This window comes from Methylocystis rosea SV97 (genome assembly GCF_000372845.1).
GTDB classification, from domain to species: Bacteria; Pseudomonadota; Alphaproteobacteria; order Rhizobiales; family Beijerinckiaceae; genus Methylocystis; species Methylocystis rosea.
Genome location: NZ_KB889963.1, coordinates 3,312,697 through 3,325,583, shown reverse-complemented (window position 1 = coordinate 3,325,583; position 12,887 = coordinate 3,312,697). Strand labels below are relative to the sequence as shown.

Below are 12,887 nucleotides of genomic sequence, written 5' to 3'. Positions count from 1 at the left end.
GTTCCAAGTGTCGCGAGAGGGCGGTCAGCTCTCGATCGCGGTGATTCTCACAAGCGTCAGGTCCTGGCGATGACCGCGCTTGCGCTTTGAATTCTGCCGGCGGCGCTTTTTGAAGGCGATCGACTTGGCGCTGCGGGTCTGCTCGGCGATCTCGCCGGAGACTTTCGCGCCGGCGATCGTCGGGGCGCCGACCTTGGGGCTGTCGCCCCCCAGCATGAGCACTTCGTCGAAGGTGACGGCGTCGCCCGGCGCGCCGTCGAGCGCCATGACGGTGATCACGTCCCCAGCGGCGACGCTATATTGCTTGCCGCCGGTTTTGATGACTGCGAACATCTTTTTTTCCTGTGTTCGTCCCGACGCTGGCGTTTCCGCCGGCCGGCTTCTTGGCAGTTAGTGGCTTCGCCTCGAACTTGCGCCAGGCGCAAACGAAAAGCGCGGCGAAACCGCCGCGCCGAAGCGACGTTCATCTACCCTTCAAAGCCGGCGACTGTCAATATGTGGGGCGGTTGGGCATCTCAGTTTGAAATTTCAGCTTTGGGTAAAAACAGAAGCTTTTGCTGGCAGGGTTCTATTGCATCTGAGGCGTCGAATCTCATGTCGCGATCCAGATGACGTGCCGGGCGCCGCCACGTTGGCCGTTGGCGCGCACCTTGACTTCATCCACGCGGAACCCGGCTTTGCGGAGGCGCGACGTGAAATTCCGATCCGGCCCCGATGACCAGACGGCCAACACCCCATCAGGGCGCAGCGCCTTGCGGGCCGCCCTCAATCCCTCGATATCGTAAAGTCCGTCATTGGCTTGGCGAGTCAGGCCCTCGGGGCCGTTATCGACATCGAGAAGGATGGCGTCATAAGTGGAGCGGCCGGACCGGATCAGGCGCCCAACGTCCGCTTCCTCGATGCTGACGCGCGGATCCGTCAGGCTGGCGCCGAAGACTTCCGCCATCGGACCGCGCGCCCAGGCCACGACCGCCGGAACGAGTTCGGCGACAACGATCCGCGCTTTCGCGCCGAGGACAGTGAGCGCGGCGCGCAGAGTGAAGCCCATCCCCAGCCCGCCGATCAGAACGCACGGCTGTGGCCGCGCCTGAATTCTCTCGCAAGAGAGCGTGGCGAGCGCCTCCTCCGAGCCACTGAGGCGACTGTTCATCAGTTCGATATCGCCCAACATGATGGAGAATTCCGCGCCGCGACGCTTGAGGCGGAGTTCGCCCTCGCCGCCCGGTATCGGCGTTGTGTCGAGCAGGGTCCAGGGAATCACTGATAAGTCTCCGTCCGGTCGAAGCGCACGACTAAAAATCGGCTAAAAGCCGCCCGTCGAGAATGGTCCCTAAGGTCAAATCAAGCCATTCATCCGCACCTCGGCGGGGGGAAAGGCTGGAGCTCAAAGCTCTCACGAAAAATGGCGCAGCAGCGATAGGCCGGCGAGGAGGCCGGCCACCGCAAGGCCGACCGACGCCACGACATAAAATGCCGCCATCGCCAGTTCGCCGCGCTCGTAGAGCAAAACCGTCTCGAGCGAGAACGCCGAAAAGGTGGTGAAGCCGCCAAGGATCCCGGTCGTGAGGAACAGGCGCCAATTCTGGGACGCCTCGCCCTGGAAGGCGAAATAGCCGACGATGACGCCCATCAGGAACGAGCCAAGCACGTTCACGGTCAGCGTCCCGAACGGAAAACCAACGCCCATCAGTCGGGCAAGAAGAAGATTGACCCCGTGGCGCGCGGCGGCGGCCAGTCCCCCGCCAGCAAATACAATGAAGAAGCCCATGACGTCGTCCTTTCCAACGAGCGGACGACAAACATGCTGCGGCAGGCGGCGTTTCAGACGCGCTCCTCCCGCAGGACGCACGTCCTTGCGGCAGGAGCCATCAGCCTTCATCAGGCGGTTACCGGGAGCCCCATCCCGTGTGGGAGCCAGCATAGTCGAGCCGGCGCGAGCGATCAACCGGCCGCCGCCGTCAGGGCTTCGAACTCTGGTTAATTTCAGCTCACTCTCAGCCTTCATGCCCGGCCTTTTGCCGGGCATCCACGCGGTCAACCGCGATTCAGAGCCCTGCAGCCGCCGTCGCCCGAGGGGGAACGCTCGTCGGACATCGGCGTTATCCCACCGTTACGAAAGCATTTTTAGGAGAATTGCTATGAATTTACGCCTTGGCTTGCGCCTCTGCGCGCTCCTCTCTTCGACCCTGTTCGTGCTTTTCGTGGCGACGTCATCGCCGGCGGTCGCCGCCGGCGGGGTCGGCGCCAAATGCGGCGGCTTTGTCGGCCTTCACTGCGCGAAGGGCCTCTGGTGCGAGATGCGCCCCGGCTCCTGCCGCGTCGCCGACGCTTTTGGCCATTGCGCGGTCAGGCCGCACTTCTGTCCCCGCATTTTCAGGCCGGTTTGCGGGTGCGACGGCCGCACTTACGCCAACGACTGCGCGCGCCGCGCCGCGATGGTCAATAAGCGGCACAACGGCCGGTGCAGGGGCCATCACTGACCGCAAGCTGAAAACAACGTTAGCCGACGTCTGAATTCAGCGACCGGTGAAAGCAGCCGCCGTCGCAAAAGGCTGCAACGTGATTTTTAGGGAGGACGACGATATGACGAAATTACTTTGGAGATTAGCGAGCGCCCTGGCGCTCTCGCTCTTTGTTTCTGCGCCCGCCTCGGCCGCCAAGGTCGGCGAGATGTGCGCAGGCATCGCCGGCATTCAGTGCGACAAGGGCTTGTGGTGCGACCCCGAGCCGGGTCAATGCGGCGGAGCGGACATCGCCGGCAAGTGTGTGGAGGTTTCACAGATCTGCACCAAGGACTATCGTCCCGTCTGCGGTTGTGACGATAAAACCTACGGTAACGACTGCACGCGCATTGCCGCGAAGATCGCGAAAAAGTCCGACGGCGAGTGCCCAAAACCCTACAGGTGAGCCCTGGTGATGGCGCGGCGCAATTGGGCCGCGCCATTTCTTCGGCTAGTTGAAGCAGCCGCTCGCCTGCATCTGCGCGAACCAAATCGCGCAGGCCGCCTTGGCGTTCTCGTAACGACGACGGGGGGAGCCGCCGCCGTAACCGCCAAATCCGCCGTAGCCGCCATCGCCGTCATAGTCGCCGTCGTCGTCGCCGGGGTAGCCGCCTTGATAGCCACGGCGATAGCCTTGTCCGTATCCTTGGCCGTAGCCCGGACCGTAACCGCCATGCCCGCCGCGCCCGTACTGATGCTGGCGCATGCAGGTGTTGTAGTTTTGGGCGATCGCGAGGCACAGCGGCGCATTGGCCGCCTCGGCGATCGGCGTGAAGAGGATGCCGAGCGCGCAAGCCGCGCCGACGATAGAATAGTTCACGAGCCGCATGCGGCGTTTTCCTCGTTTGCGCCCCCCAGCGCTTTTGCCAAGGCATCTTCGCGCGCGCCGGCTGAAACCAAGCTGAACAGCTTCTCAGCGGGCCGCGATCACCAGCCGGCGATGCGTCGGCATGACGAATCGCCCGCGCCAAAGGCGTAATGATCGCCGCAGGCGAAGGCCGTCGGCGGTTCGCCGGTCTGCTCGAAAATATCGTAGCCCTGCTTCAGATTGCGCCAGAACTCGGTCCAGTGCTGATAATTGCCGCCCGCGCCGACGAAGGCGAGCCAGCTCCCGCCGGTTTCCCGAGCGATCGCCTGCTCCGTCAAGCGGAAGGGAAAAATATGCACCTGCACTTCGTGCTGGCCGGCGCGCATCGCCGCCTCGACGAAGGCGTAGATTTCCTCGATGCCGCGGTCGGTCATGGCGAAGCAGCCGACCGACTTGCACGCGCCATGCACCATGACGAGGCCGCCGGTCCGGCCGTTCTGGCGATCGAAGGCGTTCGGATAGCCGACGTTGAACGCGCGGTGATAATTCGAATGCGGATGCAGCTGCTTCGCCGACACGCTGTAGAAGCCTTCCGGCGACTGGTAATCGGCTTCCTTGAGCTTGGGACCGAGCCTGCCGGACCATTTGCAGATCGGATAGGTCTTGTAGAGCGAGAAGCGGGCGTTGCTCTTTCGAAGCCAAAGCTCGAGCTGCCCTTCCTGCTTGAAGATCCGCACGAAGACCTGATCGCCCATGCCGAAGCGGATCGGGGCCTCCTGCTGAAACGCGTCCTCGGGCGCAGCCCGCAACGTCGGCTCGACGGCGCGCGCCACCTGGGTCGGCGGCGCCGACTCCTGCGCCGTGGGCGTCGCCTCTACCGCGGCTCTCGCCGACGGCTCCTGCGGCCGGGCCGGCGGCAGCGGCGCTGTCGGCGCGGTCGCCGGGACCTCGGCGGGCGCGGGCGGGGTCGCCTCGGCGGTTTGCGGCGGCTCGGCAGGAGTTGCCGCCGTCTCTGCGAATTTGTCGGCAAGCTCGGCGAGATTGGCTGGTCGCGACGGGGGCAGCGGCGTGGGCTTTTCCACAATCTCCGGTCGCGCGGGCGGTGGCGGCGCGGGCGGGAAAGACACCGACCCTTCGACGCCGTCGCCGCCCTGCGGCAGCGCCGCGACCTCGCTGGGTTCTTGCGGCGGCGCCGCGGCGGCTGGCGGCGGAGCAGGGGGAAAAGCGCCGGGTTTCACCCGCAGGGCCATGCGCCGCAGGCCGGTCGGCAGCGCGCCGCTCCAGGCGCTGCGCGCGGCGTCGCTGCGGACGGGAGAGCTGCTCCCAACGTCGGGCATATAGCGGAGGGCCACGACTCCGCCGACGAGTGCGGCGAGGGCGAACGCCGCCAGCGCCAAATGGGTCCGTCGCGGCGTCATGCGCCTATGCAAGCCTCTCACGGAGATTCTGAACTTCGAGCCTGGGCTGAGCAAGAACACCCGGAAAAAGGCGCTTTAGTGGCCTGCGAAGGCGACGAGCGTGCGCACCGGCACGCCGAGCGCCTGGAGCCTTTTCACGCCGGCGAGGTCGGGCAGGTCGATGACGAAACAGGCGGCGACGACGTCGGCGCCGCCTTGGCGCAGGAGCTTCACCGCGCCCTCGGCGGTGCCGCCGGTGGCGATCAGATCGTCGATGAGAATCACCCGCTCGCCGGGGTTCACCGCGTCCTCATGCATCTCCATTTCGTCGACGCCATATTCGAGTTCATAGGAGACCGAGACGACGCGGTGCGGCAGCTTGCCCTTCTTGCGGATCGGGATGAAGCCGGCGGAAAGCTGATGCGCCACCGCGCCCCCTAGGATGAAGCCGCGCGCCTCCATGCCCGCGACCTTGTCGATCTTGCCGCCGCACCAGGGCTGCACGAGTTCGTCGACCGCCTTGCGAAACGCCTTGGCGTCGCCGAGCAGGGTGGTGATGTCGCGAAACAGGATTCCCTTCTTGGGATAATCGGGAATGGTGCGAATGGCGGCGGCAAGTGGCATGGAACGGCCTTGCGATCGGCGGCGAGTGTGGCCGCGTGGATGGATATGGCGAAACCGCCACGGCTCAGAGGAATACACGGATGGCGGGGGAGGGCGCAAATGGGGTGCTGGGGCAATCGGGTGAGCAATGATCTTGATCAGCTCGCGGGGAAATACCTCCCCCTTGCGGGGAGGTCGGCGGGCGCAGCTAAGTTTACGCAGCCTGCGTAAACTTGGCTGCGGGCCGACGGGTGGGGGTCATTCGTCTCTCTTGTGAGGAGTTTACCCCACCCGACCCCGCTTCGCGGGGCCACCCTCCCCGTAAAGGGGAGGGATTCGCCAACGCCTGGACTTCGTTGATCGCTCTGTGTGCGACGAGCGAGTAAACGGAGACGCGAAGAGAGACAAAACTGACTTGGAATTGGCTGTCTTTCGAGGCTCTATTGCAAGAGCTCTGCCTTTTGCGAGAGGCTTTTGGAGTGCTAGTAGCCCATGGCCCCTTTCAGGCCACTTCCACCGTTGCCGGGGACGGCTCAGTCCGGGACTTGGCGCATCACTAATGCCGATATGGCCGATGCAGACGGTCGACTTGCCATTTTTGCAATCGTTGTTCGTGAGCAGCAATCACTCAAACTTCTTGGAACGGGGTTCTATTTACAACCCAAGGGCGGATTCGCGACTGCGGCCCACGTCGCTATCGAGGCGCAACAGCACCTAGCCACAGCTCAGGATTCAGTGGGTATCGCGCACACCTTACCGAATGGAGAAACTCGATTTTTGCCGATATGGAAGTTCTTCGTTCATCGAACGGCTGACGTTGCTTTTGGCATCCCTCGCGCTGAATTCGTGGACGACACAACCGGTCAGGTGATCCGCACGAAAGTTCTTTCGCTAACCAACGTGCCCCCCGCTATTGGCGAAGCAGTTAGCACATGGGCCTATCCGTTGCATCGCTGCATTGAAGACGACCCCGCGGGTCGCATTTTACAACTGCAGCCGGACTTCTACGACGGCAGTTTGGAGGAGTTTTATGCGGAGCGTGGCCCCTCAGTGAAGCTATGTACGCCATACTATCGAACAAACATCCATCTACACGGGGGCGCGAGCGGGGGCCCGGTTTTTTTTGAGGGGCACGTGTTCGGCGTCGCTTCGTCCAGCTACGACGGTGCAAGAAACATCGCCTTTGTAACTCCAGCTTCCGCGCTGCTCGAAATCCGCGTTCCGAAAAGAATAGCCGAAGCAGATGGAGAGGAAACAACAACGCTGCGTGAATTCGCCATGGGTGGCCAGATCGCGATACGCTAGTCTCACGAAAAGTCCACGAAACAGACAGACCAAGCGAGCCCTGCAAAGTAAGTTCGGTTGCTCGTGACAGCTCCGCCGCCCCTCACTCCCCACGCACCCTCCCCATCACCGCATCCAGCTTCTTCAACAATTCCGGATCGCGCGCGTCGGGGGCGGTGACGATGGCGTTGTCGAGCGCGCGGTCTGAGCCGATCGGGCAGGGCTCGTGCTCGCGCGGAAAATCGGCCAGAACCCGCGCCAGCAATCGCGCGACGGTCGCCGAATTCTTCTGAACGACCGCGATCACCGAGGCGATGTCGACATTGTCGTGCTCGGGATGCCAGCAATCGAAATCCGTCACCATGGCGACGGTGGCGTAGGAGATTTCGGCCTCGCGCGCGAGCTTGGCTTCCGGCATCGCCGTCATGCCGATCACGTCATAGCCGGCGGCCTTGTAGGTGTGCGATTCGGCGTAGGACGAAAACTGCGGGCCTTCCATGCAGACGTAAGTTCCGCCGGCGACATGTTCGATGTTCTCGTCTTTCGCCGCGGCGCCGATGCGTGCGGACAGCAGCGGCGCGATCGGATGCGCCATCGACACATGCGCGACGCAGCCGTCGCCAAAGAAGGAGGATTGCCGCGCGAAGGTGCGATCGACGAATTGATCGATCAGCACGAAGAGACCGGGAAAAAGCTCCGATCTGAACGAGCCGCAGGCCGAGACTGAAATCAGATCGGTGACGCCGGCGCGCTTCATCGCGTCGATGTTCGCGCGATAGTTGATGGTCGAGGGCGAGAGCCGATGGCCGCGCCCGTGCCGCGGCAAAAAGACCGCCTGGGTCGCGCCGAGTTCGCCAAAGACGAGTTCGTCGGAAGGCTCACCCCAGGGCGTCGTGACCCGCTCGCGGCGGATGTTGGCGAGCCCCGGTAGATCATAAACGCCTGACCCGCCGATTATTCCGACGACCGCTTTGGTCATGAATATGTCTCCTCGATAGCTGTTGCTTGGCCGGGTTTTGGGCCGGCGCCAAAAATCGCGGCAATGTGACAGGGTTGCGCCCCCAAAATGCCTGTGTTAGGGGACGCTCGCCTTGGAGCTGGGGCGCAGCGGCCCTCGTTCCTTTTCCTACAGCATCCGTCGTTTGAGGCTAACCGCTTAATCGTCGCGACCGTGCAACTTGCACTGCGAGCGGCGTCTCCAAACGGCGTAGATTGACGAGCGAACCAAGTGGCTCAAGACGGGGATTCCTTATCGGGCGTTGCAGGTCGCTACGCCTCCGCACTCTATGATTTGGCGACGGAAAATCACGCCGCCGATGACGTCGCCGCGGCGCTCGATCGATTCAAGACTCTGCTGGACGGCAGCGCCGATCTCAAGCGCATGGTCAAAAGCCCGGTGTTCTCCGCCAAGGAGCAGCTCGACGCCCTCGAGCCCGTTCTCAACAAGGGCCAAATCTCCGGCATCGCCGCCAATTTCATCCGTCTCGTCGCCGCCAAGCGACGTCTCTTCGTCATCTCCGACATGATCGCCGCCTATCGCCGCCTGCACGACAAGGCGAAGGGCCTGGTGCGCGCCGATGTGACGATCGCGGCGGCGCTGAAGCCGGATCATGAAGCCGCGCTGCGCGAGACGCTCGCCGGCGTCACCGGCGGCAAGACCATCGATCTCAAGGTGACGACGGATCCGTCGATCATCGGCGGTCTGATCGTCAAAATCGGTTCACGCATGGTCGACGCCTCCGTGCGCACCAAGCTCAACTCAATCCGCACACGCATGAAAGAGGTCGGCTGATGGATATCCGCGCCGCAGAAATTTCCGCGATCCTCAAAAAGGAGATCGCCAACTTTGGCGCCGAGGCCGAGGTCACCGAGGTCGGCCAGGTTCTGTCCGTCGGCGACGGCATTGCGCGCGTCTACGGACTCGACAATGTGCAGGCCGGCGAGACCGTCGAATTCCAGGACGGCACCAAGGGCATGGCGCTCAATCTCGAAACCGACAATGTCGGCATCGTGATTTTCGGCGACGACCGCCACATCAAGGAAGGCCAGACGGTCAAGCGCACCGGCGCCATCGTCGAGGTTCCCGTCGGCAAGGAGCTGCTGGGCCGCGTCGTCGACGCGCTCGGCAATCCGATCGACGGCAAGGGGCCGATCAAGACGGCGCAGCGTTCGCGCGTCGACGTCAAGGCGCCGGGCATCATTCCGCGCAAATCCGTGCATGAGCCGATGGCGACGGGCCTGAAGGCCGTCGACGCGCTGATCCCGATCGGCCGCGGCCAGCGCGAACTGATCATCGGCGATCGCCAGACCGGCAAGACCGCCATCGCGCTCGACACGATCCTCAATCAGAAATCGCTGAACGACGGCGACGACGAGAAGTCGAAGCTCTACTGCGTCTATGTCGCCATCGGCCAGAAGCGCTCGACCGTGGCGCAATTCGTCAAGGTGCTCGAAGAGCGCGGCGCGCTCGAATATTCGATCATCGTCGCCGCGACGGCCTCCGATCCGGCGCCGATGCAGTTCCTCGCGCCCTTCTCCGGCTGCGCGATGGGCGAATATTTCCGCGACAACGGCATGCACGCCGTGATCATCTATGACGATCTGTCCAAGCAGGCCGTCGCCTACCGCCAGATGTCGCTGCTGCTGCGCCGTCCGCCGGGCCGCGAAGCCTATCCGGGCGACGTTTTCTATCTGCATTCGCGCCTGCTCGAGCGCGCCGCGAAGCTTTCCGACGATCGCGGGGCCGGATCGCTCACCGCGCTGCCGGTCATCGAGACGCAGGCCAACGACGTGTCGGCCTATATTCCGACGAACGTCATCTCGATCACCGACGGCCAGATCTTCCTTGAGACCGATCTCTTCTACCAGGGCATTCGTCCCGCGGTGAACGTCGGCCTCTCGGTCTCGCGCGTCGGCTCGTCGGCGCAGACCAAGGCGACCAAGAAGGTCGCCGGCAAGATCAAGGGCGAACTCGCGCAGTATCGCGAAATGGCCGCCTTCGCCCAGTTCGGCTCGGACCTCGACGCCGTGACGCAGCGTCTCCTGAATCGCGGCGCCCGCCTCACCGAACTCTTGAAGCAGCCGCAGTTCTCGCCCTTGAAGATGGAAGAGCAGACCTGCGTGATCTACGCCGGCGTCAACGGCTATCTCGATCCGCTGCCGGTCAATCGCGTCCGCGCCTTCGAAGACGGCTTGCTCGCGCTGCTGCGCTCGCAGCACAGCGACATTCTCGAGAGCATCCGCACGACGAAGGATCTCACCGACGAGACCGCGGCGAAACTCAAGAACGTCGTCGAGAGCTTCGCGAAGAGCTTCGCTTAACGCGCCCGGCCATATGGGCGTTGGTGAAACGAGACAGGCAAAAACGATATGCCCTCGCTAAAGGATCTTCGAAACCGCATCTCCTCCGTCAAGGCGACGCAGAAGATCACCAAGGCCATGCAGATGGTCGCCGCCGCGAAATTGCGCCGCGCCCAGTCGGCGGCGGAGGCGGCGCGTCCCTATGCCGAGCGCATGGAGTCGGTGCTCGCCAACCTCGCTTCCAGCGTGACAGCGGGCGGACCTCCGCTCTTGGCTGGCAATGGCAAGGATGACACGCATCTCCTCGTCGTCGCCACCGCCGAGCGCGGCCTGTGCGGCGCCTTCAATTCCTCCATCGTGCGTCTCGCCCGCGAGCACATCGTGCGGCTTCAGGATCAGGGCAAGACCGTCAAGATCCTCTGCGTCGGCAAGAAGGGTTTCGAGCAGCTCCGCCGCCAGTATGAGCGGAACATCATCGAGGTCATCGAGCTGCGCGGCGTCAAGCAGCTGGGCTTCGACACCGCCGATGAGATCGGCAAGAAGATCATCCGCATGTTCGAAGAGGGCGACTTCGACGTCGCGACGCTGTTCTTCTCGCGCTTCAAATCGGTGATCGCTCAAATTCCGACCGCGCAGCAGCTCATCCCGGCGCAAATTCCCTCGAACGAAAACGCGCCGCCCGTCGAAGGTCCGCAGGCGTCTTATGAATATGAACCGGGACAGGACGAAATTCTCTCGACGCTGCTGCCGCGCAACATCTCCGTGCAGGTGTTCCGCGCGCTGCTCGAAAACGCCGCCTCCGAACAAGGCGCCCGCATGAGCGCGATGGACAATGCGACGCGCAACGCCGGCGATATGATCAAGAAGCAGACGACGATCTACAACAGGTCGCGTCAGGCGATGATCACCAAGGAGCTCATCGAAATCATCTCGGGCGCCGAGGCGCTCTGAGGCATTTTAGGACGAGGACCAAACATGGCCGCCAATAAGCCCAGCGGGCGCATCACCCAAGTCATCGGCGCCGTCGTCGACGTGCAGTTCGACGGGAATTTGCCTGAGATTCTGAACGCGCTCGAGACGACGAACCAAGGCAATCGCCTCGTTCTCGAAGTCGCGCAGCATTTGGGCGAAAACTCCGTTCGCACCATCGCCATGGATTCGTCCGAAGGCCTGGTGCGCGGTCAGGAAGTCACCGACACCGGCGCGCCGATTTCGGTTCCGGTCGGCGACGAGACGCTTGGCCGCATCATCAACGTCATCGGCGAGCCGGTCGACGAGGCGGGTCCGATGCTGACGAAATCGCGCCGCGCGATTCATCAGCCGGCCCCTTCCTACGCCGAGCAGGCGACGGAAGCGCAGATTCTCGAGACCGGCATCAAGGTCGTCGATCTGCTCGCGCCTTACGCCAAGGGCGGCAAGATCGGCCTGTTCGGCGGCGCGGGCGTCGGCAAGACCGTGCTGATCATGGAGCTCATCAACAACATCGCCAAGGCGCATGGCGGCTATTCCGTCTTCGCCGGCGTCGGCGAGCGCACCCGCGAAGGCAACGACCTCTATCACGAGATGATCGAGGGCGGCGTCAATAAGAAGGGCGGCGGCGAAGGCTCGAAATGCGCGCTGGTCTACGGCCAGATGAACGAGCCGCCGGGCGCGCGCATGCGCGTCGCGCTGTCGGGCCTCACCGTCGCCGAAGATTTCCGCGACCGCGGCATGGACGTGCTGTTCTTCGTCGACAACATCTTCCGCTTCACCCAGGCGGGTTCGGAAGTCTCGGCGCTTCTCGGCCGCATCCCTTCGGCGGTGGGCTATCAGCCGACGCTCGCCACCGACATGGGCGCGTTGCAGGAACGCATCACCACGACGACCAAGGGCTCGATCACTTCGGTGCAGGCGATTTACGTCCCGGCCGACGATCTGACCGATCCGGCGCCCGCCACCTCCTTCGCGCATTTGGACGCCACGACCGTGCTGTCGCGTTCGATCGCCGAGAAGGGCATTTATCCGGCGGTCGATCCGCTCGATTCCACCTCGCGCATGCTGTCGCCGGCGATCGTCGGCGAGGAGCATTACGACGTCGCGCGTAAGGTGCAGTCGACGCTGCAGCGCTATAAGTCGCTGCAGGACATCATCGCCATTCTCGGCATGGACGAACTTTCCGAAGAGGACAAGCTCGTCGTCGCCCGCGCCCGCAAGATCGAGCGCTTCCTGTCGCAGCCCTTCCATGTCGCCGAAGTGTTCACCGGTTCGCCCGGCAAGCTCGTCGCGCTCGCCGACACGATCAAGGGTTTCAAGGGCCTCGTCGAAGGCGAATATGACCATCTCCCCGAGGCCGCCTTCTACATGGTCGGCTCGATCGAAGAGGCGGTCGAAAAGGCCGCGAAGCTCGCCAAGGAAGCGGCGTAACTTTTACAAAACGTCTGGCCGGACGTGCTCCGGCCAGGTCGCTGATCAGTTTTCGTAGATGGCCGGGTCAAGCCCGGCCATGACGGGCTGGACGCAAAGCGCCGTCGGAGAACATCATGGCCGCATTCCACTTCGAACTCGTCTCTCCCGAGAAGCATCTCTTCTCTGGTGAAGTCGAGTCGGTCGTCGCGCCCGGCGCCGACGGCCAGTTCACCGTGCTCAAAGATCATGCGCCGGTCATGACCACGCTGAAGGCCGGCGTGGTGACCGTTTCCGGCGGCGAAGGCAAGGTTGAGAAGCTTTTCGTGCGCGGGGGATTCGCCGACGTCAACGCGTCCGGCTTCACCATTCTCGCCGAACAGGCGATTCCTCTTGCTGAAATCGACGTCGCCAAAGTCGACGCGGACATTCGGAACGCGCGCGAGGACATCTCCGACGCCGAGTCGGACGAAGCGCGTCTCGCCGCTTCCGACAAGCTCGCGCAATTGCAGGAGCTGCGCGCGGCGATCGGCGGCTGATCAGACCGCGCAGGGAAAGCCACACATCCTCTCTACTGCGTTTGCGGAGCCTCTCCGCGTCATGCCCGCGCTT

General features: G+C 63.5%; 15 protein-coding genes and 1 riboswitch. Of the genes, 8 read left to right on the top strand and 7 right to left on the bottom strand.

Translation table 11 applies throughout. The features are described from left to right. Positions 1-24: 24 nt before the first annotated feature. From rplU to crcB, 3 genes are all read right to left on the bottom strand, one after another. The gene (gene rplU / locus A3OO_RS0117465; RefSeq protein WP_018409146.1) at positions 25-333 is read right to left on the bottom strand and encodes a 50S ribosomal protein L21; all 309 of its coding nucleotides are present in this window, start codon (positions 331-333) and stop codon (positions 25-27) included. A gap of 259 nt (positions 334-592) precedes the next feature. Then, complete coding sequence (locus tag A3OO_RS0117460; protein ID WP_018409145.1) at positions 593-1,261, bottom strand: spermidine synthase; 669 nt, start codon at positions 1,259-1,261, stop codon at positions 593-595. A 132-nt stretch (positions 1,262-1,393) separates the two neighbouring features. Continuing rightward, positions 1,394-1,768, bottom strand: a complete 375-nt coding sequence (gene crcB / locus A3OO_RS0117455) for a fluoride efflux transporter CrcB (RefSeq protein ID WP_026223105.1) — start codon at positions 1,766-1,768, stop codon at positions 1,394-1,396. Positions 1,769-1,852: 84 nt separating this feature from the next. Beyond that, a riboswitch (Fluoride riboswitch) is annotated at positions 1,853-1,915 on the bottom strand. Positions 1,916-2,138: 223 nt separating this feature from the next. On the opposite strand from crcB, the gene A3OO_RS0117450 reads away from it, so the two are divergent. Together A3OO_RS0117450 and A3OO_RS0117445 are read left to right on the top strand one after the other, a co-directional pair. Continuing rightward, positions 2,139-2,480, top strand: a complete 342-nt coding sequence (locus tag A3OO_RS0117450) for a Kazal-type serine protease inhibitor family protein (protein ID WP_018409143.1) — start codon at positions 2,139-2,141, stop codon at positions 2,478-2,480. A 103-nt stretch (positions 2,481-2,583) separates the two neighbouring features. Beyond that, positions 2,584-2,907, top strand: coding sequence for a Kazal-type serine protease inhibitor family protein (locus A3OO_RS0117445; RefSeq protein ID WP_040573965.1), 324 nt, complete (start codon positions 2,584-2,586; stop codon positions 2,905-2,907). A gap of 45 nt (positions 2,908-2,952) precedes the next feature. Here the strand turns inward: A3OO_RS0117445 and A3OO_RS0117440 are convergent, their stop codons facing one another. The 3 genes from A3OO_RS0117440 to A3OO_RS0117425 all read right to left on the bottom strand — a co-directional run bounded on the left by A3OO_RS0117440 (position 2,953) and on the right by A3OO_RS0117425 (position 5,330). Beyond that, the gene (locus tag A3OO_RS0117440; protein ID WP_018409141.1) at positions 2,953-3,330 is read right to left on the bottom strand and encodes a hypothetical protein; all 378 of its coding nucleotides are present in this window, start codon (positions 3,328-3,330) and stop codon (positions 2,953-2,955) included. 98 nt (positions 3,331-3,428) lie between these two features. Then, a complete protein-coding gene (locus A3OO_RS0117435; RefSeq protein ID WP_026223104.1) occupies positions 3,429-4,727 on the bottom strand; it encodes a L,D-transpeptidase family protein in 1,299 nt (432 codons plus the stop codon). A 75-nt stretch (positions 4,728-4,802) separates the two neighbouring features. Further along, on the bottom strand, positions 4,803-5,330 hold the full coding sequence (locus tag A3OO_RS0117425) for an adenine phosphoribosyltransferase (RefSeq protein ID WP_018409139.1): 528 nt from the start codon (positions 5,328-5,330) through the stop codon (positions 4,803-4,805). A 546-nt stretch (positions 5,331-5,876) separates the two neighbouring features. Between A3OO_RS0117425 and A3OO_RS0117420 the strand changes: the two genes are divergently transcribed. After that, complete coding sequence (locus tag A3OO_RS0117420; protein WP_018409138.1) at positions 5,877-6,614, top strand: S1 family serine peptidase; 738 nt, start codon at positions 5,877-5,879, stop codon at positions 6,612-6,614. Positions 6,615-6,696: 82 nt separating this feature from the next. On the opposite strand, the gene A3OO_RS0117415 is transcribed toward A3OO_RS0117420, so the two are convergent. Further along, on the bottom strand, positions 6,697-7,572 hold the full coding sequence (locus A3OO_RS0117415) for an S-methyl-5'-thioadenosine phosphorylase (RefSeq protein WP_018409137.1): 876 nt from the start codon (positions 7,570-7,572) through the stop codon (positions 6,697-6,699). Between the two features lie 249 nt (positions 7,573-7,821). On the opposite strand from A3OO_RS0117415, the gene A3OO_RS0117410 reads away from it, so the two are divergent. From A3OO_RS0117410 to A3OO_RS0117390, 5 genes are all read left to right on the top strand, one after another. After that, positions 7,822-8,385 (top strand): F0F1 ATP synthase subunit delta, encoded by a 564-nt coding sequence (locus tag A3OO_RS0117410; protein WP_026223103.1) that lies wholly within the window; start codon positions 7,822-7,824, stop codon positions 8,383-8,385. Continuing rightward, the gene (gene atpA / locus A3OO_RS0117405; protein ID WP_018409135.1) at positions 8,385-9,914 is read left to right on the top strand and encodes a F0F1 ATP synthase subunit alpha; all 1,530 of its coding nucleotides are present in this window, start codon (positions 8,385-8,387) and stop codon (positions 9,912-9,914) included. Before A3OO_RS0117410 ends, atpA begins: the two co-directional genes overlap by 1 nt. A 48-nt stretch (positions 9,915-9,962) precedes the next feature. Beyond that, the gene (locus tag A3OO_RS0117400) at positions 9,963-10,844 is read left to right on the top strand and encodes a F0F1 ATP synthase subunit gamma (RefSeq protein ID WP_018409134.1); all 882 of its coding nucleotides are present in this window, start codon (positions 9,963-9,965) and stop codon (positions 10,842-10,844) included. A gap of 24 nt (positions 10,845-10,868) precedes the next feature. After that, on the top strand, positions 10,869-12,296 hold the full coding sequence (gene atpD / locus A3OO_RS0117395) for a F0F1 ATP synthase subunit beta (RefSeq protein WP_018409133.1): 1,428 nt from the start codon (positions 10,869-10,871) through the stop codon (positions 12,294-12,296). A gap of 116 nt (positions 12,297-12,412) precedes the next feature. Next, positions 12,413-12,814 carry a F0F1 ATP synthase subunit epsilon gene (locus A3OO_RS0117390; RefSeq protein ID WP_018409132.1) on the top strand — a complete coding sequence of 134 codons (402 nt, stop codon included), beginning with the start codon at positions 12,413-12,415 and terminating at the stop codon, positions 12,812-12,814. Positions 12,815-12,887: the final 73 nt, after the last annotated feature.